The organism is Rhodococcus sp. 4CII (genome assembly GCF_014256275.1).
In the GTDB taxonomy this organism is placed as follows: domain Bacteria; phylum Actinomycetota; class Actinomycetes; order Mycobacteriales; family Mycobacteriaceae; genus Rhodococcus_F; species Rhodococcus_F wratislaviensis_A.
Genome location: NZ_JACCFE010000002.1, coordinates 1,974,469 through 1,998,831, shown reverse-complemented (window position 1 = coordinate 1,998,831; position 24,363 = coordinate 1,974,469). Strand labels below are relative to the sequence as shown.

The following is a 24,363-nucleotide window of genomic DNA, read 5'->3' as shown; positions in this document are numbered from 1 at the left end:
GTCACGTGGACGTGAACGGTTGACGGGGTTTTCAATGTTCGCATGACCAGGAACACCCCTCATGTCGGCGCGATGATGGCGCTCACGTCGATGCTGTGCGTGCAGATCGGGCTCGCGATCTCCGTGGGCGTGTCCGACCGCGTCGGTGCCGACGGCGCCGCCTGGCTGCGTCTGGCGTGGGCCGGGGTACTGCTGGTCGTGATCGTGCGTCCCCGCCCGAAGGCGTTCACGCGGTCGTCCCTCGTGGCCTGTGTGCTGCTCGGAGTGGTCACGGCGGCGGTGACCTTGCTGTTCATGGCCGCGGTGCAGCGGATACCACTCGGCACCGCGAGTGCGCTGGAATTTCTCGGTCCACTCGGCGTCGCCGTCCTGCACGGGCGGGGCAGCCTGAAGTGGCCGGCGCTGGCGGCGGTCGGTGTCGTGCTCCTGACGCAACCGTGGGCCGGGGGAGTCGATCCCGTCGGAATCCTGTTCGCCCTCGGTGCGGCCGGGTGCTGGGCGCTCTACATCGTGCTGACCCAGCGGGTGGGCGACGAAGTTGCCGGTGTCAGCGGGCTGGCGGTGTCGATGCCGGTCGCCGGTGTGGTGGCGACCGTCGTCGGCGGACCGTCGATGCTCGCGAAGATGACACCGGAACTGTTGCTCCTCGGGCTGGGTCTGGCGATACTGCTGCCGGTCGTGCCGTTCACCCTGGAGATGCTCGCCCTGCGCCGCCTCACCACGGCGGCGTTCGGGACCCTGATGAGCCTCGAACCGGCGTTCGCTCTGATCATCGGGCTCGTCGTGTTGCACCAGGTTCCGGATCAGTGGGCCGTGGCCGGGATCGGCTTCGTGGTCGCGGCGGGCATCGGCGCGGCGCGGTCCGGGGCACGCACACCTCCCGACGAGGGCGGGGCCGCGGAGTCCGGCCCACCGCAGGCACCGTCGACCTGCTATCTTGAACGTCGTTCAAGTGTGCAGCAAGAGGAGTCGTCGTGACAGATGTGGGGAGTGCTCGGGTGTCGAGGCTCGGAATTTCGGCCCGGGACATGGCGCAGATCGCCGTATTCGCCGCGCTGATCGCCGCCCTGGGGTTGCCCGGTGCGATCACGGTCGGATTCAGCGGCGTGCCGATCACGCTGCAGACCCTCGGCGTCATCCTCGCCGGCGCGGTCCTCGGGGCCCGCAAGGGCACCGCCGCCGTCGCGGTCTTCCTCGCGCTGACCCTGATCGGTCTCCCATTGCTGTCCGGTGGCCGCACCGGACTGACCGCGCTCGCCGGGCCCAGTGCCGGATACCTCGTCGGCTGGATTCCCGCGACGCTGGTCATCGGATTCCTCACCGCCCGCATCCTGCCGAAGTACCCGCTGGTCCCCGGTCTGCTGATCAATGCACTGGGTGGGATCGTCGTCATCTACGCCTTCGGCACCGTCGGACTGCTGCTCCGCACCGATCTGGGGGTCGGCGCCGCCATCACCACCAACTTCGCCTTCATCCCGGGCGACCTGCTGAAGGTCGTCGTCGCGACCGTCGTCGCCAAGAGTGTGCACCGCGCGTACCCGGGCCTGATTCGTACGTGAGTTCCGAACTCGGCGGCGCCGGCGATCAGCCCGCCCTCGACGTCGGCGGTCGCACGTACACGTACGCCCAACTCGACCGTGCGATCGAGCAGTGGATCGACGAACACGGCGCAGGCTCATCCGTCACGGACGCGTCCGAGTTGCCGGTTCCGGACGCGTTGATCCGCGTCTGCGCCGCCGCGCGGCGGGGAACCACGGTGATCGTCGAGAACCCCGAGGCCCGCCCCGACCGCGCGGACATCCCGCCGTCGGCCTTTCTACTGGTGGCCACGTCCGGCTCGACGGGCAGGCCCCGTCCCCTCGCCCGCACCGCGGCGTCCTGGTTCGACAGCTTCCCGGCCTTCACCGCGATCACCGGGATCTCCGCCGCGGACCGCGTGCTGATCACCGGTCCGCTGCACGCCACGATGCACCTGTTCGGCGCGGTGCACGCACTGTGGCGCGGCGCGTGCGTCACCGACGATCCGTCGGAGGCGACGGCGGTGCACGCCGTCCCCGCCGTCCTCCGTGAGGTGGTGGGGAAGGCTCCGAAGCTGCGCACGGCCGTCGTCGCCGGCACCGCCCTGGACGACGGCGCCCGCGCGGTGGCGGACGGCATCGAGATCGTCGAGTACTACGGCGCCGCGGAACTCTCCCTCGTCGCCGCGCGGCGGGTTCCCGAACCGCTGCGGCTGCTGGACGGCGTCGACGCCGACATCCGCGACGGTCTGCTCTACGTCCGCTCCCCGTACAGCGTGATCGGGGCGCCGGACTGGTTCGGTGTCGGCGACCTGGCGGAACTCGGTGCGAACGGTGAGCTGACGGTCCGCGGCCGGGGCGAGTCCGCGATCAACGTCGGCGGCACCACGGTGGTCGCCGAGGACGTCGAGCGCATCCTCGAAACCGTCGACGGTGTCGGCGCGGCCGCCGTGGTCGGATCGCCGCACTCGGTGCTCGGGGAGACGGTCACCGCCGTGGTCGAGCTGGACGGCACCGCAGAAATCGAGGAAGTCCGCTCGCGAGCGCGCCGGGTACTGACGAAGGAAGCGCTGCCCCGCCGCTGGGTGCGGATCGAGTCGCTGCCCCGCACCGCCAGTGGCAAGGTCGCGCGGGGTCGGGTGAGAGACTTGCTGGCATGAGCTCTGTCCCTGTACTGGTGGCGCCGCGTCGGACGCCGATCGGCAATGCCGGGCACGGGTTCGCCGACCTGACCACCACCGATCTGGCTGCCCCCGTCCTGCGCGACGTCCTGTCGTCATTGCGAGGGGTGGGGATCGAGGCGGAGGTCGACGACGTCGTGCTCGGCAACTGCCTCGGACCGGGTGGTGACCCGGCGCGGGTCGCGGCCCTGCGGGCGGGGCTGGGCGTGGACGTTCCGGGGGTCACCGTCGATCGGCAGTGCGGTTCCGGACTCGACGCGGTGATGCAGGCCGCGCTGCGCGTGCGCAGCGGCGCCGACGACCTCATCCTGGCGGGTGGCGTCGAGTCGGCGAGCACCGCGCCGTGGCGGTTCTGGCCGCCGGTCGCGGGCGCCGATCCGGTGCGGTACACCCGTGCTCCCTTTGCGCCGCAGGAATTTTCCGACCCCGACATGGGCGTGGCCGCGGACGATCTGGCGCGGGCCCGCGGCATCAGCCGGGAACGGCAGGATGCGTACGCGGCGCGGTCGCACACCCTCGCGGCCGCGGCCGACTTCTCGTCGGAAATCGTGCCGATCGGTGGCCTCGCGCGGGATCAACGTATCCGCGCCGGCATGACCGAGGCCCGGCTCGCACGGTTGCGCCCCAGCTTCGGTGCCGGCGGGACGGCCACGGCGGGCAATTCGTGCGGCATCTCGGACGGCGCCGCGGTGCTGGCGGTGACCACCGAAGCACTGGCGGCCGGACTGCCGGCGCTGCGGGTACTCGGCTCGGCCGTCGCGGGATCGGATCCGGCGCTGCCCGGCCTCGGCCCGGTGCCCGCGATCCGCAAACTCCTGAAGAGAACCGGACACGACGTGGCCGATCTCGGCGTCGTGGAGATCACCGAGGCGTTCGCGTCGGTGGTGCTGGCCGTGTCGGACGAACTCGGGCTGGACGAATCCGTGATCTGCCCGCAGGGCGGCGCCATCGCGATGGGACACCCGTGGGGTGCGTCGGGGGCGATTCTGTTGGTGCGCTTGGCAAGTCAGATGCTGCGGGAGAACGGTCCCGCACTGGGGCTGGCGGCGTGCGCCATCGGCGGCGGCCAGGGCATCGCGATGTTGGTGGAGCGCGTGTCGTGAGCGAGATCGTCTTCGACTCGGTGAGCCACGCCTTCGGTGACCGCCAGGTGCTGCGCGGCGTCGACCTGCGGTTCTCGGAGCGCCGCGTCGGCATCATCGGATCCAACGGTTCCGGCAAGTCGACGCTGGCACGGATGATCAACGGGTTGCTGAAACCCACCTCCGGCACTGTCACGGTCGACGGCGTCGACGCCGCCAAAAAAGGTGCGTACGTGCGGCGCAAGGTGGGGTTCGTGTTCACCGACCCCGACACCCAGATCGTCATGCCCACGGTGTCCGAGGACCTGGCGTTCTCGCTGCGCCGCTCCGGTCTGAGCAAACAGGAGATCGCGGCCCGCGTCGAGGAGATCCTGGTCCGGTTCCGGCTCGACAAGCATGCCGAGCATCCCGCGCACCTGCTGTCCGGCGGGCAGAAGCAGTTGCTCGCGATCGGTGCCGTCCTCATCCGCAGGCCCGAGGTGATCATCGCCGACGAGCCGACCACGCTGCTGGATCTGCGCAACGCCCGCGTGGTGGCCGACGCGCTCGATTCGATGGATCAGCAGGTGATCGTCGTGACGCACCAACTGGCGTTGCTGGAGAGTTTCGAGCGGGTCATCGTCATCGACGACGGCCTCGTCGCGTTCGACGGCAGCCCCGAAGACGCCGTCCCCGCCTACCGCCAGCTGGTCGAATGATCGGCCTGTACCGACCGGGCGACTCGCTGGTGCACCGCATGCCGGCCGGGCTGAAACTGGTGCTGTTGATTGCGTCGATCCTGGCGGCCACCGTGTTCGTGCGCACCCCCCTCGAGGTCGGTGTCGTCGTCGTGGTGGTGGGCCTGCTGTTCGCCGTGGCCCGCATTCCGTGGACCGTCGCGGTCGCGCAGTTGCGGCCGGTGGTGTGGATGTTGCTGATCATCGCCGTGTTCCAGGTATGGATCACCTCGCCCGCGCGTGCCGTCGTCGTGTGCGGGGTGCTGCTGATCTCGGTCGCGCTCGCGGCCCTGGTCACGCTCACCACCCGGGTGACGGACATGCTCGACACCGTGTCGCGTGCACTCGGGCCGCTGCGGCGCTTCGGGGTCGATCCCGACCGGATCGGACTCCTGCTCGCACTGACGATCCGGTGCATCCCGCTGCTCACCGGGATCGTGCAGGAGGTGGCGCAGGCCCGCAAGGCCCGCGGGCTGCAGTGGTCGATGACGGCGCTCGCCACACCCGTTCTGGTCCGCGCACTGCGGACCGCAGACGCGATGGGTGACGCCCTCGTCGCCCGGGGAGTGGACGATGACTGAGTTGCTCGCCGAGCGGATCGCGGCGCGCGCGACCGAGAACGGGGACACCGTCGCGGTGGTGTCCGCTCGGGAAACCGTGGACTACGGCCGATTCTGGACGAGGGTCGCACGGACCGCGGCCGGGCTCGACGGCATGGACCGGCTCGCCGTGCTGCCGACATCCGACGTCGGGTCACTGGTCGCCGTCGCGGCGGCGATGCACGCGGGTGTCAGTGTTGTGCTGCTGCACCGGCACCTGCTGCCCGGGCAGTTGACTCGGGTACTCGAACTCGCGAAGCCGGGCGCCGTGGTGGCCGCACCCAACCAGCACACCCGGCTTCGGAGATTGGGATTCGACGGCACCATCGAGACCGCCGGCAGCCTGGAATCCGACGGAATCGCACGCCGGGCGCACCCCGGCGCCGAACTGCTGGTCGGCATCACCTCCGGCACCACCGGTGAGCCGAACCTGTTCGTGCGCAACCAGCGGTCGTGGGCCACGACTCTCGATCGATCCGACACGACGTTCGACATCGGCAGTGGAGACCGCGTGTCGGTGCCCGGAGTCCTCGACCACACGCATTTCCTGTACGGCGCGCTGCACGCCCTCACCCGCGGCGCGACGGTGGATCTGCGGCCGGTCACGCAGTCGTTGCTCGACGCGCCGACGCATCTGTATTCGGTACCGACCATCGCCTGGGACGTGGTGCGGTCGGGGATCGGGACGGTCGGAAGTATCCGGGAGGTGCTGTCCTCGGCGGCCCGCTGGCCGCGCACGGGGCGTGAGGCGTTGCAGGACGTCCTGCCGAATGCGTCGCTCGTGCACTTCTACGGAGCATCCGAATTGAGCTTCGTGTCGTTCGACAGGGGACTCGGCGCGGACGACGAGCATTCGGTAGGCGAATTGTTCGACGGTGTCGACGTGGAGATCCGCGACGGTCTGGTCTACGTGCGCAGCGACATGCTGTTCGACGGGTACCTCACCGAAGACGGTGTGGTGGACGGACCTTCCGACGGGTGGATGACGGTAGGAGACCGCGGCCGGGTGGTGGGCACCGGCCTGCACCTGTTCGGCCGCGCCACCGACACGGTGATCCGGGCGGGCCTCAACGTCGAACCTGCCGCCGTCGAAGCCGCACTGATCGCGCTCCCCGGTGTCGTGGAGGCGGCGTGCATCGGCGTGCCCGACAGTCGGATGGGCGAGGCGCCGGCCGCCGCGATCGTCGTGGACGGCGCCGAGCCGAGGTCCAGCGACATCTGGCGGCACTTGCGGGCCACGCTGCCGAGCCCGAGCATGCCGGTGCAGGTTCTCGTGGTCGACAGTCTGCCGCGGACCCCGCGCGGCAAGCTCGACCGTCCGGCGCTGGCGGCCACCCTGGCCGCGTCTCGGGATCGTAATCCCGCATAGCCCATCAGATTTCGAGACTGAGCAGGTGGTAACCCAGCGTCTTGCCGTGCCCGTCGAGTGCGGGTGAACCGGTGACGCCGCCGCCGAGGACGCCGGGCAACTCGACCACCATCGCCAGCAGGTTCGGCTGCACGGTGCGCCGGGCCGTCCCGGTGACCAGTTCACCGTAGTGGGCGGCGACGACGTCTTCGGTCAGCCTCTCGGTGAGATGACGGTAGGCGGCGTGGTCGCGGGCCAGCACGGCGACGATGAGAGTGTCGCCCTTGTCGCCGGCACGGACGTCGGCGAGTGCGTCGACTCGCTGAACGGTTGCGGGCGTCGTCATTTCGGAACCTCCGTGAGATGGACGCGGGTGGACACGAGATCGCGGGGCAGTGTGCACGAGCGGATCGCGAGTACCTCGGTCGACGAGCGTCGGGCCCCGCCCCCGCCGGCCGGTCCGTTGGTGTACAGGCTCTCCACCTCCCAGCCGACGAGATCGGCTTCCTCCCGGGTTCGTGCGCGGGCGGCGACCCGCACCCGCACCTCGTGGGCGCCGGTGTCCGTGTCGAGTCCGCGGAAAGCCGCACCGGCGCCGATATATTCGACGGAGACGGCGTCCTCGGGAAAGCCGTGCACGTCGACGAGTCGTTCGGTGACGATCTCCGCCGCGAGCTGGGCGCGGGGGTAGGCACGCGGGCCCGCGTAGCTGATCTGCCCCTCACCGAGCCAGCCGCCGCGGAAGCCGAGGGTGACCTTCAGCTGCTGTGGGCGGGGGCGCCCCGTTGCACCGGTGATGGTGACCCGGTCGGGTCCGACACCGGTGAACGACACGTTGCCGAAATCCGCGGTGACGTCCGGCGTCAGATACGAGGTGGGATCGCCCACCTCGTAGAGGAGTTGCTCGGCGCAGGTTCGTTCGGTGAGGATGCCGCCCGATCCATCGAGTTTGCCGAATGTCGCCGATCCGTCCGCGAGGACGTCGGCGAACGGGAACCCGAGATCGGCCATGCCCTTCACCGGTTTGGTGACGGGATCCGCGTAGTACCCGCCCGTGAGTTGACCGGCGCATTCGAGCAGGTGCCCGATCGCGGTGGCGGCGCCGATGGTGGCGTGGTCGGCCAGGTCCCACCCGAAATGATGGGCGAGTGGGGCGACGTAGAGGGAGGGATCGGCCAGGCGGCCGGTGACGACGACGTCGGCGTCCAGCTCGAGCGCGGGAATCACGGCCTCCGCCCCGATGTACGCGTTCGCGGAGACGAGCAGCTCGTCGTGCTCCGACAGTCGTTTCCCGGTTTCCCACACGACGGGGTCGTGGCGCAACACCTGGTCGAGGACCGCGTCACCGGTGACCGCGGCGATGCGCACGCCTCGGTCGGCGGATCGGGACGCGATGCCGGAGACCAGCTCTGCAGCGGCGAGCGGGTTCGCGGCACCGGCGTTGGTGATCACCGTGGTCCCGGATGCGAGTGTGTACGGAAGAACCGCGCGCATGCGTGCGGCGAGCAGCGGATCGTATCCTGCGCCCGGATCCTCGAGGCGGCGAGAGTTCCCGGCGGCGACGGTGCGTTCGCCGAGGCATTCGAAGATCAGGTAGTCGAGGTCGGCGCGGCGGGCGAGTTTCTCGGCAGGGTCGATGCGATCCCCGGAGAACCCGGATCCTGCGCCGAGTCGCACGCTCCGCGAGGCGCTACCGCGGGTGCTCGATGGGGTCACGGGCTCGGAGTCCTTTGCTTGTGGGCTGATTACAGCGAGAGGGCGCCGGTGAACAGCGCCACGACGGTCATGACGATCGTGGTCCCGAAGGCCCAGCCGAAGATGAAACGCTGGTGCTTGCCGAGCTCGACCTTGCTCAGTCCGATCAGGATGAACGTCGCGGCGGTGAGCGGGCTGAGCGGAAAACCGGTGGTCATCTGCCCGAGGATTGCGGCGCGGCCGATCTCCGCCGGGTCACCCCCGAACGATGCGGTGGTCTCCGCGAGCACCGGTACGACGCCGAAGTAGTAGGCGTCCGGGGTGAAGACCAGGCTGAGCGGCATCGATGTGACGGCGGTGATGACGGGGATGAGGGAGCCGGCGGACTGCGGAATCCAGGAGACGAAGGTTTCGGCCATCGCGGTGATCATCCCGGTGCCGTTGAGGATGCCGGTGAGCACGCCGGCCGCGAGGATCATCACCACCACCATGGTGACGTTGCCGCCGTGTTTCGCGAACAGAGCCTGCTGGTCGGCCCACTTCGGCCGGTTGACGGCGAGCGCGAGCGCGAATGCAATGGCGAATGCCACCTCGAGCGGCACGAGCTGGAACAGCAGGATCACGATCAGGGCGAGAGTGAGCACCGTGTTGAACGCCATGACCGCCCGCTGGCGGCCGGTGCGGACCGGCGCGTCGGAAATGTGCGGCGTGCCGGGGCCACCGCCGCCGGGAGCCGTCAGTTCGGTGACGCCGAGCCGCTTCCGTTCCGTGCGGCCGATCATGTAGGCGGAGAACAGGACCCACAGCACGCCGGCCCCCATGGCGGGCAGAACCGGCGTGAAGATGTCGGCGCTGGTCACGTCGAGCGCCGCCATGGCGCGGACGGTCGGGCCGCCCCACGGAATCATGTTCATGAGACCCGCGGCGAGACAGACGATGCCGGTCAGGACGACGGGGCGCATCCCGAGCCGCTGGTAGATGGGGAGCAGTGCCGAGATGGTGATGAGGAAGGTCGACGTGCCGTCGCCGTCGAGTGCGACGAGCAGGGTCAGCACCGCGGTTCCGACGGCGATCTTGGTGGGATTGCCCCCGGCCCATCCGACGATGCGGCGGATCGCGGGATCGAACAGTCCCACGTCGACCATCAGGCTGAAATACAGGACCGCGAAGGCGATCATGATCGCGACGGGCGCGACCTTCAGCAGACCGTCGCCCACCATGTTCCCGAGGTCGGGTGCCCAACCGCCCACGATCGCGAACGCGATGGGGACGAGGATCAGCGCGACGAGCACCGAGACCCGTCGGCTGAACGCGAGCGCCAGGAAACAAGCGATCGTGGCGAAGCCGAGCGCGGCAACCATGTGACCTCCTTCGAAACGGAGTCTCAGTGTCGCGCGGCTCACAATTGCGCGTCAAATATCAATGGCCGATCGATTCATGAGTTGAACTCATGAATGTACGAGCGCAGCCGAAGGCGGTGGAGCGACTCGCCAGCGCATGAATAACGGCCATAATGATGCGCATGAGCATCAATCTCGGGATCTCTCACCTGAGGAGCATCGTCGCCATCGCCGACTACGCGAGCTTCACGTCGGCGGCCCACGCACTCGACGTCTCGCAGTCCTCGCTGAGCCGCTCGGTCGCCGAGGCCGAGCGCAGACTCGACGTCACGCTGTTCGACCGCACCACTCGCCGCGTCGAGCTGACCACGCACGGGCACGAGATCATCGAGCACGCCCGGCGGATGCTCCACGACTTCGACGACGGGCTCACCCAGATCGAGCGTTTCGTCACCGGGGACCGCGGAATAGTCACGGTGGCGTGCCTGCCGTCGCTCGCGGCCACGTTCCTTCCGCCGTATGTGGTGAACTTCCGCGAGCGGCACCCCGACGTGCGCCTCCAGATCCGGGACGGACTACGGCAGGAGGTGCTCGATGCCGTGTACTCGGGCACCGTCGACCTCGCCCTGGTCACTACGTCGGGGGTTCTGCCCGGCCTGCGCCAGGACGTTCTGACGAGCGACTCCTTCTATTGCGCTGTCCCGCCGTCGCATCCGTTCGCCGATCGGCCGACGCTCCGGTGGGCGGACCTCGCCGGGCAGCCGTTCATCGCGTTCGGACCCGAGAGCAGTATCGCGGCGCCCGTCCGCCGGGCCCTCGAGGATGCTCGCATCGAACTCGGCCCGGTCATGCAGGCGCAAAACATCGGTGCGGTAGCGGGATTGGCCGCCGCCGGTCTCGGGGTCACTGCGGTGCCCGAACTCGTGCTTCCGATGATCTCGTTCGCCGGTCTCGTCCACATACCCCTGCACCCGAGAGTCGACCGCACCATCTCACTCGTCCAGGTGGCCGGCCGGCCGCAGACGGCGAGCACTCGCGGTTTCGTGAACACGCTTCTCGCCGAACGAGCTGTCGATTCCGGCTAGCCCGAGACAGGGCCGGTGGTCGACCGCCGGATCAGGCGCGGGGCGAGCACGAGGTCGACGGCCTCGTGCCCGGCGATCTGGGCCAGCGCGCCGTCGACGGCGGCGTCGGCCATCTGCGTGGCGTCCTGGGAGATCGTCGTCATCTGCACGTGCGGAATCCTCGCCAGTCGGGAGTCGTCGTAGCCCACGACGGAGATGTCCGCGGGCACGTCCAGGCCGCGGCGGACCAGGAGGTCCAGCACACCGGTGGCGCACCGATCGTTGAAGGCGACGACGGCGGTCGGGGGATCAGTCATCTCCAGAAGCTCCTGCATTCCCTGTGCGCCTTCGGTTTCCGTGGGGCCACCGGTGACGACCGTTGCCGTCTCCGACAGCCCGTGCCGGCCCATCGCAGCCAGGAAGCCGGCCCGGCGGTCCGAGCCGCCGGGTGCGTCGGCGCCGTCGATGTGGGCGATACGCCGGTGCCCGAGTTCGGCGAGGTGGTCGACGGCGAGGGTGATGCCGGTGACGTCGTCGCCGCGGACCGCACCGACCCCGGGCAGGCCGCTCGACCGCGCCACGACCAGAGCGGGCACGCGGTCGGCCAGTTCACCGAGCGCGTCGGCGTCGAATCGGGATCCGAGAAGGATCGCGGCCTCACAGCGCTCCCGCATCAGCGCCTGCACCGCGACCTGCTCGGCGCGGCTCGGCGCGACCGCGCTGAGCATGACGTCGTATCCGCGCCGCGCCGCCGCCGCGTAGATCTGTTCGACGAGATCGCCGTGGAACGGTTGCTGCAGTTCGAACACCACTCCGAGGAGCCGGGAACTGGCCTGCCGCAGTTTCTGCGCGCGACGGTCCGGCACGTAGCCCATGTCGTCGGCGATCTCGAGCACGCGCCGGCGGGTCGCCTCGCTGGCGCCGGGAACGCCCCGCATCACGATCGAGACGAGCGCGGTGGAAACGCCTGCCGCTCGCGCGACATCGCCCATCGTCGGACGGGTGCCACCGGTCGACGCCACTACCGGTTCGGCCACGTGCACGGCTCCTTGTCTTCCGGGGCTCGCGCTGTCCGTTCGCGGCCGCTCTCGACCAATGATCTCACGAGTTTCACGTCCGCATCGCGACGATCGGTGCGACGAGGTCGATGCCGTGCTGATCACCGCCCCCGCGCGGAGCCATACCGACCTGGTCGTGGCGGCCGCGGCCGCCGACCCTGATCCGGCCGGACGCGCGCGCCGAGGTATTCGGTTCCGGCGGAATAATCACTGCGGGAATCGGACTCGGTATCGACACGACCCACTGCGGCCCGGACGGGCTGCACGTCGACTCCGCGCGCCGCGACACCGACCTGCTGCACTCCGCCTACGTGGGGGAACTGGAAACCGGACTCGACAACCCGAGGCTTCACGCGCCGATCGGTCGCGGCTCGCTCCCGTAGCCGGACAGTCGGCCGGTGTTGTGTGCCTCGATCATCCGGTGTTCGTCGCGTTGTGCGCCGCGCAACGGCAGGGATCGCGCAGCAGCGGCATCGAGCAGTGCTCGCAACGCCGGTTGTTCCCAGGCCAGCTCGCGCCACGCCGCATTCAGAGGGGTGCCGTCGTCGACGGCCTGATCGAGGCGGGCGGCGAGGTGGTTGCTCCACCGGTGCTGAAGGGCCAGCAAGACGTTGTCACCCGACCCGAAAAGTTCGAGGGCGCAAGGAACTTCGTCGAACCGGAGCGCCGCCACGGGATCGGCGTCCGCCCGCGCCAGTATCTCTTCCAGCACCGCCCGGCGTGCACGGAAATCGTTCCACGACATCTCGGCCACCTCCTCGTTCGGTTGATGACGGCAACGCTACGGAGCGGCGCACGCGGTGTCGCCGTGCCACGGTCGCGTTCTCGTCTCCTACCGTGGGTGGAGAGTGCGTCCGCTCCGGAGACGACGCGGTGCGGTGGGTCTTCGCCTACGCTGATCGTGTGCAGGTGACGGCGTTCTTTCGTCGACGCGTGGCGGAAAGTGACTACGACTATCCGCTCGGCGTCCCCCTGTTCGCGCACATCGGCGGCGTCGTCGTCGCCGGCGCCGCTGTCGCGCAACGCAACGGCTTCGTGCCGCCGGGGTGGATCCTGTTGTGCGGACTCGTCGCCGCGGTGACTCCCGTTCTGGGAGACATGATCAGACCGGGTGTCGTGCTTCCGCGCCCGCTCCTCGCGGTCGTCGTCACCGCAGCGGCATCCCTGCTGCTTCTGCAGCAGCCCGACACCGCCTTCGACTTCGCCCCGCTCATCCTCGTGATCCTGACCGGGGAGGTCGCGGCCACCGCCACGCTGACTGTCAGCGTCGCCACCCTGTTCGGCACGCTGGCGGTGTTGTCGGGCTTCGCCCTGGCGGGACGACTCGACGGTGCGCAGTACGCGCTCGCCGGCGTCGTGCTGGGCTGGGCGCTGGGCCACCTGATGCTCACGCAGTTGCGACTGCTGCATCAGGAGCGGGCGTCGCAGACCATTCAGGCCGAGCAGGCCGCCACGCGTGAGCGCCAGCGGATCGCCCGCGAGGTGCACGACGTCATCGCCCACTCCCTGAGCATCACGCTGCTGCACCTGACCGCCGCCCGGCGCGCGCTGGAGCAGGACCGCGACGTCGACGACGCCGTGGACGCGCTCTCCGACGCCGAGCGCCTCGGCCGGCAGGCGATGGCCGACATCCGCCGCACCGTCGGACTGCTCGACGTGGGCCCGGCGGGCACCCGGCCCGAGCCCGGCGTCGGCGACCTACCCGGCCTGATCGACGACTTCCGGCGCGCAGGTCTACCGGTGACCTTCGACCTGCGCGGCGACCTCTCCGCCGTGACCGGCGCCGTCGGCCTCGGAATCTACCGGATCACGCAGGAGTCGCTGGCGAACGTCGCCAAGCATGCTCCCGGCGCGAGCACCGACGTGCGACTCGCGATCGCGACGGATTCCGCGACCCTCACCATCCGCAACCCGACCCCGGACGCGGTCACCCCACCGGACGGGTCGACCGGGTCCGGTCTGCGGGGCATGCGGGAGCGCGCCGCGCTGCTCGGCGGCAGGCTCCGCGCAGGCCCGGACGTGGCGGGATGGTCGGTGCACGCCGCGGTCCCGCTGCCTCGCGACTCCTGCAGGCCGGCGATTCTCCGTCACCTCCCGGGGTTGTCGTGACGGGGCCGGAGATCGCGGTGTTGCTGGTCGACGACCAGGAACTGGTGCGCTCGGGGCTGCGCCGGATCCTGCGGCGCAAGGACGGGTTCGTGATCGTCGGCGAATGCGCCGACGGTGCGGACGTGCTCGGTGCGGTAGCGGAACACGCCCCGGATGTCGTGCTGATGGACCTTCGGATGAAGCGAGTCGACGGGATCGAGGCGACCCGCGCTCTCCAGTCGACCGCCGCACCGCCGCCGGTGCTGGTGCTCACGACGTTCGACGACGACGAGCTGCTGTCCGGATCCATTCGCGCCGGGGCGGCCGGATTCATCCTGAAGGATTCGCCCGCGGAGGACCTGATCCGGGCGGTGCGCACGGTTGCCGACGGTGGCGCCTGCCTGGACCCGTCGGTGACCGGACGCGTTCTCGCCGCCTACCGGACCGTTGCCCCGCCGTCGGGCGGGGGTCGGAATAGGCTCGGGGAGTTGACCGCGCGCGAACTCGATGTGCTCGCGCTCATCGGGCGCGGACACAGCAACGGTGAGATCGGGCGGGAGCTGGGTATCTCGGGGGTGACCGTGAAGAGTCACGTCGGCCATATCTTCGTCAAGCTCGGCCTCCGCGACCGCGCGGCCGCCATCGTGTACGCCTTCGACCACGGCATCGTCACCCCGGGTGTCGCTGGTGCAGATTGAGCTGCGGCAGAGGTTATCTCGACCCGTGCCGGGTCAGCTTCGCGCGGTGGCCCGCAGTCGGTCGTCCCGCACCGCGCTCGCGAAGGCGCCGCACGTGCCCTCGCGGCCCAGCAGTGTCCGGCTCAGCAGGACCAGCCCCCACGGGCCGATCACCCACACCGGCCAGAAGTAGAGCATCGTGCCGGTGGCGACCGAGATGATTCCCCAGATCGCGAGATTGATGGTTCCGGCGGCAAGCCAGGCGAGCCACTCGATCTGCTGATGCGCCGGCAGCCGCCGGAGTGCCGGACGTGCCGGTGCCGTCGGTTTCGGTTCCGGCACGGGTGCGGTGGCCTGGGCGGGAAGGTCCATCAGTGCCTGCTGCGCCTCGTGCCGGGTGATCGACCGATACACCTGCGCGACCCGCTGGTCGAACTCGCCGATGGTCAGCCGCCCCGCGGTGAGATGACGGCCGAGTTCACCGACGATCTGCTCACGCTCGGAATCGGAAATCCGGATGTTGTCCGTGTACGCCATCGGACCCTCCTGGGCGGTGACATTCCACTGTGGAATGTCGTTGTTTCCATGATCGATATGCCACAGTGGAATGTCAACCCCTACCGTGCGAAGGAACGTGCCATGGCCGAACGCCCACTCAATGCCACCGCGGCGTCGCTGCTCGGATTTCTGCACGAGGGATCCAAGACGGGGTGGGACCTGGTGGTAACCGCTCAGGAGCGCATCGGCAAGTTCTGGTCGATCACGACCAGCCAGGTGTACCGGGAGCTCACGGCGATGGAGCGGGCCGGGTTGATCGAGGCGGGGGAGCGGGGCGCCCGCGAGCGCAAGCCCTACTCACTGACCGAAGAAGGGCGTCGGGCGTTCGCGGACTGGATCGACCGGGAGCCCGGCCCGGAGAACATCCGCTACCCGTTGCTGCTCACCGTTGCGTTCGGCGCGCACCTTCCGCCCGAGCGGTTGTTCGCGATGCTCGACGTGCACCGTTCCGCCCACGAGCGTCAGCTCGCCGAGTACGAGCGTGACGCCGACACGCACGAGTCGAACCGCTATGCCATGGCCACCCTCGATTTCGGGATCGTGTACGAGCGCGCGGTTCTCGACTGGTTCGATCGCGTCGAGAACCGGCTCGCGGGCGGGGAGTGACTCCGACCGCATGCCGCGGGCATGCGGTTTCGGCCCCGGCCGGGATGGCCCTGGCCTACCGTGAAACCGACGGTGTGTGTTCCCCTGGCGAGGAAGTGCAGGCAAGCATGAGCGGATCCGATCTGGCCCGGCAGGCGGAACAGCTGCGATCCGATCTGCACGATCTCATCCAGCGGATGAAGGAGCTGACCGAGGAATTCGACGCGAGAAGCGGGCGCTCGCAGGGTGTCGCCCAGGACGCCGCACTCATCGAGGTCATCGACGGTCTCAGCGACGCACGCCTCGACCTGACCACCGCCGATCGGCACCTCGAGGCTGCGGTGTCCCACGCCGAGCGCCTCGACCGCCGGGCCTCCGAAGACGCCGCCGGTGCGGGAGAACAGGTGAGCTGACGCGCAGTCCGTCTTGTCCGTTCAGTCGATGGGCGGCACGGCGACCGAACGGCCCGTTTCCGCCGCTTCCCGCGCGGCCGCCAGCACGGCGATGGTGCCGAGTGCGGCGCGGGCCGGTACCGGTTGCTCGCCGGTGCCGGCAACGGCGGCCGCGAACTGCGTGTAGTAGTCCTGGTATGAACCCTGTTGCGACGGGATCGTTTCCGCTCCGTCCGCGGTGCGGAGAACGCCCCACCGCTCCCGCCCCTCGTAGCCCCATCCGGTGGGATCGTCGACCGGTCGCGTTCCCGCGAAGAGCGCCTGGGCCTGGACGTCCGTCCCGTCCGCGGCATAGCTGCCCAGGCTCCCGAACGCGCGCAACCGGCGCCCGTCGAGGTGGTTGATCTTGGTCGACGAGACGGTCGAGTAGACGCCGCTGCGATGGGTGACGTTGACGACGAAGCCGGCGTCGGTACGCCCCTCGGGGAGATCGACGTAGTCGAGGTGGGCGTCCACTCGCTCCGCCAGACCGAACAGCCACAGCACCTGATCGACGACGTGCGCGCCGATGTCGCGCAGCAACCCGCCGGTCGGGCCGGCTTCGAGTGTGCCGGCGCCGTCCAGGTCGAAGTGCGATTCGACGCGCCAGATGTCGCCGAGCCGCGGCAGCACCGACTTCAGTGTGCGGATGTCCGCGTCGTACCGGCGGTTGTGGAACACGCCGAGCAGCACGCCGGCGCCGTCGGCGGCGGTGATCATCTCGCGGGCCGTCTCGACGTCGGGTGCGAACGGTTTGTCGGCCACCACGTGGGCACCCCGCCCGACGGCCTCGAGCACGAGGTCGCGCCGGGTCTGCGGCGGGGTGGTGATCGTGACGGCGTCGACGCCCGAGTCGATCAGTTCGCCGAGACTCGCGAACACCGGCACGTCGGGGAAGTCGGCGGCGGCCTCGGCGATCCGGGACGGCGATCGGGTCACGATGCCGCCCAGCGTGATTCCCTCTGCAGCCTCGACGAACGGCGCATGGAAGTAGCGGCCACCCAACCCGTATCCGACGATCCCGATCTTCACGCTCATCGTTGCAGACTATGTTAAGACATTCGGACAAGGCAAGATCGTGTTGTCAGACGTTCGCGGGAGTCCAGTCGGGTGGCTCGACGGAGCAACGGTTCGCGCCCACCACGGTGTCGCCCACGCTGTCGATCAGCCGCAGCATCGTCGAGACGTTGTGGACCAGTTGGCCGCCGCAGGCTTCGACCGCGAGCTTGACGCCGTGGTCGCGGGCGAACGCCGCAAGTTCCTTCCGGCAGGGAATCGCGATGTCGTCCCACTGGTAGGCGAGGACGTCGAGGTTCTCCGGGGGCCACGCCGTCGTGATCCAGTTGGGGCTGCTGTCACCTTTCGCGCGTCCAATGCACCCAGTAGAAGCCATCACTGTTTGTCTGCGCGGGCGGGGTCGAAGCAAGCTGGCGCATTGGTTTCATGCCTTCCGCAGAGGTAACGGTTGAGGAACTCGTATCGACCGGGAATTCCGACGAACGACGAAGATCCCATGCGCGTTCGACTAGTGACGGCGAGCGATGCCCACGACGCGCGTTGCGGTGTTGAAGGCGGCCTTCAATGCGCGATCCGCGATCGATCCGTCGGGCGGTAGCAGCTTTATCTGGCGCGCGAACTCCATTTGGTCGTAGCGCACAGTGTTGGTGACGACCTTCCCGTCCATGATGACGAAATGGTCGAATCCCTCGAACTCGATTCGCCGCCCGGTGCCGGCGACGCCGACGAAGGTGCCTACGTGCCGTCCCATCAGGTGCCAGTGGACGAGGACGTCGTTGCCCGACTCGGCGATCGAGACGACGTCGAACGCGAAGTCTTCGACGGCGGCGAAGACTTGGTCGAAGTAGGCGGCGATCTCAGCGGACCCGTGACATGTCCCGGTCGGGAAGTTCACGGTGGTATCGACGGTCCACAAATTTCGCAGACTGTCGACGTCCTGGGCGTTGATGCGGTCGAAGGCCCACTGGACGAGTTGAGCGTTCGAAACGTCCTTCGGCGGCGCGACAGTGATCGAGGTACGGCTGTGATCGGGCATCTCCACTCCTTCATGTTCCGCGACGCACGTTGGTGCCAGTCTCGGCACTGAAGGAAATAAATTGGGTCCCTTCACTATTGGATACTATTGGGCGCACGACGACCGCGCGGGGCTCCAGGTGTCGAGACCGGTCGGTTCTATTGTCCTCCGCGTCGTCAGCGTTGTCATCGATGATTCGCCTAGGGAAAGAGCACTTAGATCCCCTAACGATCAGTGACAGTGATCCCTGCTGGGAGGACGATGAAAACGGACCAGTCTCCATTCTTCTGTGCACGTGTTGATCCAGGAAAGCGTGCCGAGGCAGGCCACGGCCGATTCGAATACCAACAAAAGGATGATCACAATGCCGGTTGTCGAGCACTCCGTCGTCATTGCCCGCCCCACACCCGATGTGTGGAGCTTTCTCGTGTCGGCGGAGAACTGGCCGTCGTGGGAAGCGTCGAATGTCGAATGCGAGCAGATCACCGACGGGGAGCTCGGAGTGGGTACCCGATGGCGCGGCGTCACCCGAATCCTGGGTAAGCGAGTCGAGTGGGTGACGGAATTTGTGGAGTACCAGCCGGAGAAGGTGGCCACGTCCAAATCGGTGGAGGGCAAGATCGGGTTCACCGCAACCACCAAGCTCGAGGCAGTCGACGGCGGCACCCTGTTCACCTACCGAGTCGACACCGAAAGCGGTCTCGGCGGGGTCTTCGGCAAGCTGGCGGACCCCATCGTCACGAAGGCGTACTCACGAACAGTCCGCGCGAGCCTGGATAACCTCGCCGACCTGCTTACCGCCGACGGCTGAACCGTCGGCGTGATTCGACTGGGTGGATCCGCATGCGGTGACGCAGGGCTAGAACTTCCCGACGGCGTCGAGGTTGGCGAACACCTCCCCCGTCATGAAGAGGTTGGCGCCGGCAGCCTCGTCGAGGGCCTGTGCGAAATATGGGGAGAAGCGGAACGGCCAATACGTGGGGCCGATCCCGCCACCGTGCGGCGTCATTACCGTCGGCATCATCTCGTTCAGATTGTAAGTGGCGACCACAGTTTCATAGGCGTCGTCCCTTGGCAGCATCACCAGTGCGTACATAATGGTGGCGGCGCTGATCGCCTACGCCTGGTGCGCGCCGTACGGTTCCGCATGCGGCGCCCGGACACTCGGCTACCACGGGCGTCGACTCACCCTCACCCACACGGAGTACGAACTGATGCGTGTGCTCGTCCGCAACGTCGGGCGCGTCGTCAGCCGCGAACAATTACTGCATTCGGTCTGGGGGTATCCCGCCGACGCGCGCACGAACGTGCTCAACATGTGCGTCAGCTCGCTCCGACGCAAACTCGAGGACCAGGGGCAACCGCGCATGATCCATACCGTGCGCGGGATCGGGTTCGTCCTGCGCCCCGAAACATGATGTTCCCCATGGAACACGCTCATGCTCCGAGCATCGAGCCGATCCGGCACCGGCACCGGCACCGGCACTACGACTGTCGGCCTTCGACGATCCACGCCGCGACCTGGGCCCTCGAGGTGAATCCGAGTTTGGTCAGTATGTGTTCGACATGCCCTTGAGCGGTGCGAGGTGAGATCACGAGCCGGGTCGCGATGGCCTTGTTGGTCAGGCCTTCGGCGATCAGTTCCGCGACCTGCTGCTCGCGTTTGGTCAGGAGGGTTGAACCCGTCGGTGACGGGGGGCTCTCGCCGAGCGCGTAGCTGACGGCGGCAGCGAGATCCATTGCGCTGCCGCGCTGCCGGGCCGCGTCGAACGCGTGCGCGGTGAGGATCCGACGGGCGGTGCGTTCGCATTCTTCGTGGTACGCAAGCAAGTCGGGCACGAACACCGCAGCACTTCCGGCGGTGCGACCGAGCGCCTCCGCTGCACCCATCAGCGTGCCGGCACGTTTCGGGTCGTCGCTTCCGGCGATCCACGCGAAAACTTCGACGCAGTTCGCGCAGGCGACGGGGTCGTCGACGAGCCGAGCAAGCCGCAGTCCTTCCTCGAGCAGTTCGACTGCACGGTTGTGGGCGCCCAGTCCGAATCGGGCGACGGCCATCGCCCACAACGCGTAGGACCGATAGACGGACTCACCGTGGTCTTCCGTGATCGCGAGAACTTCGTCGTAACAGTGGATCGCGCGGTCGGGATCCTTGTCGAGCTGGTACACCAATCCCAGCAGCGTGAGACACTCGATCCGGAGCGCGAGATCGTCCTCTAGCTGCCGGAATACGGTCAGTGCCCGCTGCAGACTCGACGCCGCCCGCGTGGGGTCACCGGCGAACAACCCGACGATTCCGTCCGCATGGTCGGCGATCGCACGCGCTGTCGGGTCGGCGCACTGCTCGGCGAGGGTGCCCGCCTGCTCGGCGAGCGCGGCACCTCTGTGATGGTCTCCCTGCTGCTCGGTCATCAGACAGTCGGCGTACAGCGCTCGGATGTACGCGATGGTCGGACGCTGTGGATGCCGTGCGAGGAACTCGTCGAGCCAGCTTCTGGCCTCGCTGAGCAGTCCGCGGGACCCCCACAATTGCATCAGGGGGGTGGCGATCTGCAAACCTGCTTCGGTATCGCCCTCGGTGAGGCTGAAGTCCATGGCGTCCCGCAGATTCGGCTGCTCGCAGCCGAGTCGAGCGATCCAGTCGAGTTGCCGGGGGCCGATGAACTCGTCTTCGGCGGTGCGGGCCAGCCGGCGAAACCAATCTCGGTGTCGACGACGCAGTGCGTGGTAATCGCCCTCTTCGCGGGCCTTCTCCCGGCCGTAGGCGCGCAGGGTCTCGAGCAGCCTGAACCGGACCATGCCGCTCTGCTCTTCGCGGATCAGGATCGACTTGTCGACCAGCGATGCCACCGAGTCCAGCACGTCTGCCGGCTCCACGTCCTCCCCACACACGAATTCCGCGGCATCGAGCTCGAAGCCGCCGGTGAACACCGACAATCGCGCCCACATCAGCTGCTCGGCAGGGGTACACAGGTCGTAGCTCCAGTCGACACACAACCGGAGGGTCTGCTGGCGTGACGGCGCACCTCGGCTCCCGCGCGTCAACAACGCATAACGGTCGGAGAGCCTCTGCAGGATCTGTTCGGGTGACATCGCGCGCAACCGCGCCGCCGCGAGTTCGATCGGCAGAGGCAACCCGTCCAATCGGTGACAGATGCGAGCAACCGCGGTCTTGTTGGCATCGGTCAACGCGAACGTCGAGACTGCGGTGGTAGCCCGTTCGGTGAACAGTGAGACGGCGTCGTACCGGGGGAGACCCTGCAGTGCCGGCTCATGGTCAGGGTCGGGGGCGGTGAGCGGGGGAACTCGCAGCGTTGCCTCCCCGGGGACTGCCAACGGCTCGCGGCTGGTCGCGAGGATGCGCACGTTCGGGTTCTGCCGCAGCAGGATTGTGGCGAGGTCGGCCACGGCGTCCAGCACTTGCTCACAGTTGTCCAGTATCAGTAACACTTCCCGCGATGACAGAAAGTCCAGCACCGTTTCGCGTAACGACCGGTCGGGTTGGTCGCGCACGCCGAGCGTCGAGGCCACCACATCGACGAGCCGGGACGGGGTATGGACCTCGTCGAGCTCGATGAGCCATGCGCCGTCGGAGTACTCGCGTTGGATGTTCGACGCGACGCGCAGCGCGAGACGGGTTTTCCCGACTCCGCCGATGCCGACGAGCGTCAGCAGTCGGGACGACACCAACAGGCTCTTCGCCTCGTTGATTTCGTGCCGGCGTCCGACGAAACTGGACAGATCCAGGGGGAGGTTTCCCCTCGCGCGGTCCAGGGCGCTCGGGTGAAACTGCCCGCGCGACATCGGTTCCTGTTCCGCTGGGGGTCGCGTGTGGAGGGCGACGTCGTCTGCCGGTTCTCCACGACGACCTTGGATCTCACGTAGGGCGTCACGCAAGGCCAGCGCGGAGGGGTGCCGGTCCTCGGGCACGGCGGACATTGCCTGCTCGATGACGGCAGCGACGTCGTCGGGAACGCCGTGCTCTCGGGGATCCGGTGCGGGTTCGGTGGTGATGCGAACGAACTGAGCCACCAATTGCTCGCCGCTGCGCCGTTCGAATGCGGCGTGGCCGGTGAGCGCGCAGAACAGGGTGGCCCCGAGTCCGTACACGTCGGACGCAGGGCTCGGGGCGGCGCCGCCGAGCACCTCGGGTGCGGTGAACGCAGGGGAACCGGTCACGATTCCCGTCTCGGTCTCGAACCCGCCCGTGATGTGTGCGATACCGAAATCCGTCAGCGCAGGCTCACCGTACTCGGTGAGGAGGACATTCGCGGGTTTGACGTCGCGGTGGACGATTCCGCGATCGTGGGCGGCCTCCAGCGCGCCGGCCAGCTTCACCCCGAGGCGCAGCACGTCGTCCAGCGGCAACGGACCACGCTGCCGGATACGTGTATCCAGCGAGCCCTCGGGGTGGTACGGCATGACGATGAATGGTTCGCCGGTCTGCGTGACACCGACCTGAAGGACGTTGACAATGTTCGGGTGGCCGGTGAGGCGACCCATCGCGCGCTGTTCCCGCAGGAAGCGCTCGCGACTCTCGGTTGAAAGACTGTCGGTGAGCACCTTCACGGCTACCGTCCGGTCGAGCGCGATCTCCGTGCACCGGTACACGACACCGAAACCACCACGCCCGATCTCCTGGGCGTCGTCGAAACCGTCAGCATGCAGCGCCGAGGCAACCGAGGGGGTTGCATCGCGCTGAGTCTCGAACGGATCGATATCGGCCATCGGCTGTTCGATTCAGGTCCGCGACACGTTCGACGAATTCAGCACCATAACCCTCTCGGCGATGTAGTCCCAGGATATCGCTCACCGGGCGATTCCACGGTGGCTTCACAGGGCGCCGGCCGACCCGACCACGGAGTTGGTGGAGTTCACCAGAGGGTCGGCAGCAGGCCTGCGGGATCGCGGCGAGTGCGGAATCGGCGTCCGGTCCGGGCAAGGTCGCGACGAGCGGTTGAGCCGTACCTGGACGTTTGTGTAGATGTCAGGGCCGGTACCGGTGTGCTAGAACTGGTCGGGCATCGACAGTGACGTGACTCACATTCACGTCGGCTCGGGATTGTCTGCCGGCACACCGGCGAGTCCCGGCCGATGCACGAGAGCAAAGGACAACGCATGATCGAGGACACCGCCGAATCACCGCTGACCCCCGTTCCCGCCCCCACTCGCCTGATTCCCCGACGGCGCCCTGATGGTCGCGAACTTCTCGCCACCGCGAAGGGCATCCTGATCGCAGCCCGCCGCTGCAGTGACGCCCAGGCGTTCGACGAACTCCTCGACGTATCCCGCCGTCATCACCTGACCGTGGTCGGTGCTGCCCGAACGCTGGTCGACCTCGCTGCCGGATCGCCGTCCCAACGGCGCGCACCTGACGCCGTCCGGTTCGAGGAATGGGAGCAGCTCCTCGCCCAACTTCCCCCGCATCCACACGCGCACGCGCACGCGAGCTGACGCGGCAGCGGGCACTCGTAGGTTTTTGCTGAGTGTGCACGTTTGGATCACCATCGATCACGTGCAGCGCACACTGACGCGTACCCATCCGCTCGACGACTCAGGTCACCGACTTGGCGACCAGTACTTCTCCTTCCAGACCATCGGGGTCTCGGAAGAAGATGCTCTGCACCGTGCCGAAGTCGTTGATCGTTCCATCGCTCGCCCCAGCGTCGATCAGCCGTTGCCGAATCGCAGTGAAGGCTTCGCGTGAGGCGGCCTGCAGACCGACGTGGTCGATGCGACCTCGCCCCCACATGGGCGTCTGACGCTCGGCTTCGGTGTTGCCTTCGATCACGAAGATGTTCAACTCCGTGTGGGGGCCGATCCGGATACTGGTCATCGTCTCCGTATCGCCGTCGCCGTGGGGACGGGTAGGTCCGACGTCCGCGTCGAACACCTCGGCATAGAACCGGCCCAGCCGGGCGGCGTCCTTGGAGATCCACGCAACGTGGTTGATCCCATCGAGCAACATCGATGCCTCCGGTCTCTGATTGCGACGGCCATCCTGTGTCGTCAACCTTCGCATAGTCGTGACAACCCGGGCTATCGCCGAGTTGTGCGGTGCCGGCCCGAACTGTTCGCGGGGGACCCGTTGATGAGTCAACGCTGGGATCAGATCGGATTACTGCGCGGACGCGAAGGCAGCGGTCTGGAACGGATTTAGCTTGCTGCACAGTCCGTTCGGGGCGGGCTTCGGGCTGTTGCGAGGTGCGGGAGACCGGGCGGGCAGAGTCGCGACGTGCCCGCCAGTCGTACCACGTCGACGAGCAGAGCCGGATTTGTTTCGTTCGAGGCGGAGTTGGGGAATGCCTCCTGTATCGCGCCGAGCGTTCACTCGAGACGCCGGCCGATGGAAGAATCGTCATCAAACATCGCCGGCCGTTGAGCGTCACGGA

General features: G+C 68.1%; 28 protein-coding genes. 15 read left to right on the top strand and 13 right to left on the bottom strand.

The genetic code is table 11. From position 1 onward, the window contains the following. The first annotated feature begins 42 nt into the window (after positions 1-42). The 7 genes from H0B43_RS10040 to H0B43_RS10010 are packed head-to-tail and all read left to right on the top strand — an operon-like array spanning position 43 to position 6,464. Positions 43-978 carry a DMT family transporter gene (locus H0B43_RS10040; RefSeq protein ID WP_185728056.1) on the top strand — a complete coding sequence of 312 codons (936 nt, stop codon included), beginning with the start codon at positions 43-45 and terminating at the stop codon, positions 976-978. Next, positions 975-1,559, top strand: a complete 585-nt coding sequence (locus H0B43_RS10035; RefSeq protein WP_185728057.1) for a biotin transporter BioY — start codon at positions 975-977, stop codon at positions 1,557-1,559. The genes H0B43_RS10040 and H0B43_RS10035 overlap by 4 nt, the downstream gene beginning before the upstream one ends. Then, on the top strand, positions 1,556-2,677 hold the full coding sequence (locus H0B43_RS42810; protein WP_185728058.1) for a class I adenylate-forming enzyme family protein: 1,122 nt from the start codon (positions 1,556-1,558) through the stop codon (positions 2,675-2,677). The genes H0B43_RS10035 and H0B43_RS42810 overlap by 4 nt, the downstream gene beginning before the upstream one ends. After that, the gene (locus H0B43_RS10025; RefSeq protein ID WP_185728059.1) at positions 2,674-3,801 is read left to right on the top strand and encodes a thiolase family protein; all 1,128 of its coding nucleotides are present in this window, start codon (positions 2,674-2,676) and stop codon (positions 3,799-3,801) included. The genes H0B43_RS42810 and H0B43_RS10025 overlap by 4 nt, the downstream gene beginning before the upstream one ends. Next, entirely contained in the window at positions 3,798-4,478 is a 681-nt protein-coding gene (locus H0B43_RS10020) for an energy-coupling factor ABC transporter ATP-binding protein (RefSeq protein WP_185728060.1), read from the top strand. Before H0B43_RS10025 ends, H0B43_RS10020 begins: the two co-directional genes overlap by 4 nt. After that, entirely contained in the window at positions 4,475-5,077 is a 603-nt protein-coding gene (locus tag H0B43_RS10015) for an energy-coupling factor transporter transmembrane protein EcfT (protein WP_185728061.1), read from the top strand. Before H0B43_RS10020 ends, H0B43_RS10015 begins: the two co-directional genes overlap by 4 nt. Further along, entirely contained in the window at positions 5,070-6,464 is a 1,395-nt protein-coding gene (locus H0B43_RS10010; protein WP_185728062.1) for an AMP-binding protein, read from the top strand. Before H0B43_RS10015 ends, H0B43_RS10010 begins: the two co-directional genes overlap by 8 nt. A gap of 4 nt (positions 6,465-6,468) precedes the next feature. Here H0B43_RS10010 and H0B43_RS10005 read toward each other — a convergent pair whose 3' ends face one another. The 3 genes from H0B43_RS10005 to H0B43_RS09995 are packed head-to-tail and all read right to left on the bottom strand — an operon-like array spanning position 6,469 to position 9,499. After that, on the bottom strand, positions 6,469-6,789 hold the full coding sequence (locus H0B43_RS10005; protein ID WP_185728063.1) for a hypothetical protein: 321 nt from the start codon (positions 6,787-6,789) through the stop codon (positions 6,469-6,471). Beyond that, complete coding sequence (locus tag H0B43_RS10000) at positions 6,786-8,159, bottom strand: acyclic terpene utilization AtuA family protein (protein ID WP_185728064.1); 1,374 nt, start codon at positions 8,157-8,159, stop codon at positions 6,786-6,788. The genes H0B43_RS10005 and H0B43_RS10000 overlap by 4 nt, the downstream gene beginning before the upstream one ends. Positions 8,160-8,188: 29 nt before the next feature. Continuing rightward, positions 8,189-9,499, bottom strand: coding sequence for a CitMHS family transporter (locus tag H0B43_RS09995; protein WP_185728065.1), 1,311 nt, complete (start codon positions 9,497-9,499; stop codon positions 8,189-8,191). A gap of 155 nt (positions 9,500-9,654) precedes the next feature. Between H0B43_RS09995 and H0B43_RS09990 the strand changes: the two genes are divergently transcribed. After that, the gene (locus H0B43_RS09990; RefSeq protein WP_185730033.1) at positions 9,655-10,563 is read left to right on the top strand and encodes a LysR family transcriptional regulator; all 909 of its coding nucleotides are present in this window, start codon (positions 9,655-9,657) and stop codon (positions 10,561-10,563) included. On the opposite strand, the gene H0B43_RS09985 is transcribed toward H0B43_RS09990, so the two are convergent. The 3 genes from H0B43_RS09985 to H0B43_RS09975 all read right to left on the bottom strand — a co-directional run bounded on the left by H0B43_RS09985 (position 10,560) and on the right by H0B43_RS09975 (position 12,354). Continuing rightward, the gene (locus tag H0B43_RS09985) at positions 10,560-11,579 is read right to left on the bottom strand and encodes a LacI family DNA-binding transcriptional regulator (RefSeq protein ID WP_397517477.1); all 1,020 of its coding nucleotides are present in this window, start codon (positions 11,577-11,579) and stop codon (positions 10,560-10,562) included. The genes H0B43_RS09990 and H0B43_RS09985 overlap by 4 nt on opposite strands. Positions 11,580-11,652: 73 nt before the next feature. Further along, positions 11,653-11,811, bottom strand: coding sequence for a hypothetical protein (locus H0B43_RS09980; RefSeq protein ID WP_185728066.1), 159 nt, complete (start codon positions 11,809-11,811; stop codon positions 11,653-11,655). Positions 11,812-11,949: 138 nt separating this feature from the next. Beyond that, a complete protein-coding gene (locus H0B43_RS09975; RefSeq protein WP_185728067.1) occupies positions 11,950-12,354 on the bottom strand; it encodes a hypothetical protein in 405 nt (134 codons plus the stop codon). 179 nt (positions 12,355-12,533) lie between these two features. Between H0B43_RS09975 and H0B43_RS09970 the strand changes: the two genes are divergently transcribed. Together H0B43_RS09970 and H0B43_RS09965 are read left to right on the top strand one after the other, a co-directional pair. Further along, positions 12,534-13,709, top strand: coding sequence for a histidine kinase (locus H0B43_RS09970; protein ID WP_185728068.1), 1,176 nt, complete (start codon positions 12,534-12,536; stop codon positions 13,707-13,709). Between the two features lie 17 nt (positions 13,710-13,726). After that, entirely contained in the window at positions 13,727-14,386 is a 660-nt protein-coding gene (locus tag H0B43_RS09965; protein WP_312034028.1) for a response regulator transcription factor, read from the top strand. A 33-nt stretch (positions 14,387-14,419) separates the two neighbouring features. Here the strand turns inward: H0B43_RS09965 and H0B43_RS09960 are convergent, their stop codons facing one another. Continuing rightward, a complete protein-coding gene (locus tag H0B43_RS09960; protein WP_185728070.1) occupies positions 14,420-14,902 on the bottom strand; it encodes a DUF1707 domain-containing protein in 483 nt (160 codons plus the stop codon). A 102-nt stretch (positions 14,903-15,004) separates the two neighbouring features. On the opposite strand from H0B43_RS09960, the gene H0B43_RS09955 reads away from it, so the two are divergent. Beyond that, complete coding sequence (locus H0B43_RS09955; protein WP_185728071.1) at positions 15,005-15,529, top strand: PadR family transcriptional regulator; 525 nt, start codon at positions 15,005-15,007, stop codon at positions 15,527-15,529. 107 nt (positions 15,530-15,636) lie between these two features. After that, complete coding sequence (locus H0B43_RS09950; RefSeq protein WP_185728072.1) at positions 15,637-15,921, top strand: hypothetical protein; 285 nt, start codon at positions 15,637-15,639, stop codon at positions 15,919-15,921. A gap of 21 nt (positions 15,922-15,942) precedes the next feature. Here the strand turns inward: H0B43_RS09950 and H0B43_RS09945 are convergent, their stop codons facing one another. The 3 genes from H0B43_RS09945 to H0B43_RS09935 all read right to left on the bottom strand — a co-directional run bounded on the left by H0B43_RS09945 (position 15,943) and on the right by H0B43_RS09935 (position 17,992). Beyond that, positions 15,943-16,977 carry a Gfo/Idh/MocA family oxidoreductase gene (locus H0B43_RS09945; protein ID WP_185728073.1) on the bottom strand — a complete coding sequence of 345 codons (1,035 nt, stop codon included), beginning with the start codon at positions 16,975-16,977 and terminating at the stop codon, positions 15,943-15,945. Positions 16,978-17,023: 46 nt separating this feature from the next. Beyond that, positions 17,024-17,332, bottom strand: a complete 309-nt coding sequence (locus H0B43_RS09940; protein WP_252189830.1) for a sugar phosphate isomerase/epimerase — start codon at positions 17,330-17,332, stop codon at positions 17,024-17,026. Positions 17,333-17,464: 132 nt separating this feature from the next. Further along, on the bottom strand, positions 17,465-17,992 hold the full coding sequence (locus tag H0B43_RS09935) for an ester cyclase (RefSeq protein WP_185728074.1): 528 nt from the start codon (positions 17,990-17,992) through the stop codon (positions 17,465-17,467). Positions 17,993-18,326: 334 nt separating this feature from the next. Between H0B43_RS09935 and H0B43_RS09930 the strand changes: the two genes are divergently transcribed. Beyond that, a complete protein-coding gene (locus tag H0B43_RS09930) occupies positions 18,327-18,782 on the top strand; it encodes an SRPBCC family protein (RefSeq protein WP_185728075.1) in 456 nt (151 codons plus the stop codon). 48 nt (positions 18,783-18,830) lie between these two features. Here the strand turns inward: H0B43_RS09930 and H0B43_RS09925 are convergent, their stop codons facing one another. Then, a complete protein-coding gene (locus tag H0B43_RS09925; protein WP_252189831.1) occupies positions 18,831-18,995 on the bottom strand; it encodes a hypothetical protein in 165 nt (54 codons plus the stop codon). A gap of 73 nt (positions 18,996-19,068) precedes the next feature. Between H0B43_RS09925 and H0B43_RS09920 the strand changes: the two genes are divergently transcribed. Further along, entirely contained in the window at positions 19,069-19,389 is a 321-nt protein-coding gene (locus H0B43_RS09920; RefSeq protein ID WP_185728076.1) for a winged helix-turn-helix domain-containing protein, read from the top strand. A gap of 67 nt (positions 19,390-19,456) precedes the next feature. On the opposite strand, the gene H0B43_RS09915 is transcribed toward H0B43_RS09920, so the two are convergent. Further along, positions 19,457-22,699 carry a protein kinase domain-containing protein gene (locus H0B43_RS09915; RefSeq protein ID WP_185728077.1) on the bottom strand — a complete coding sequence of 1,081 codons (3,243 nt, stop codon included), beginning with the start codon at positions 22,697-22,699 and terminating at the stop codon, positions 19,457-19,459. Positions 22,700-23,089: 390 nt separating this feature from the next. Between H0B43_RS09915 and H0B43_RS09910 the strand changes: the two genes are divergently transcribed. Then, positions 23,090-23,425, top strand: coding sequence for an ANTAR domain-containing protein (locus H0B43_RS09910; protein WP_185728078.1), 336 nt, complete (start codon positions 23,090-23,092; stop codon positions 23,423-23,425). A 100-nt stretch (positions 23,426-23,525) separates the two neighbouring features. On the opposite strand, the gene H0B43_RS09905 is transcribed toward H0B43_RS09910, so the two are convergent. Beyond that, a complete protein-coding gene (locus H0B43_RS09905) occupies positions 23,526-23,939 on the bottom strand; it encodes a VOC family protein (RefSeq protein WP_185728079.1) in 414 nt (137 codons plus the stop codon). Between the last annotated feature and the right edge of the window lie 424 nt (positions 23,940-24,363).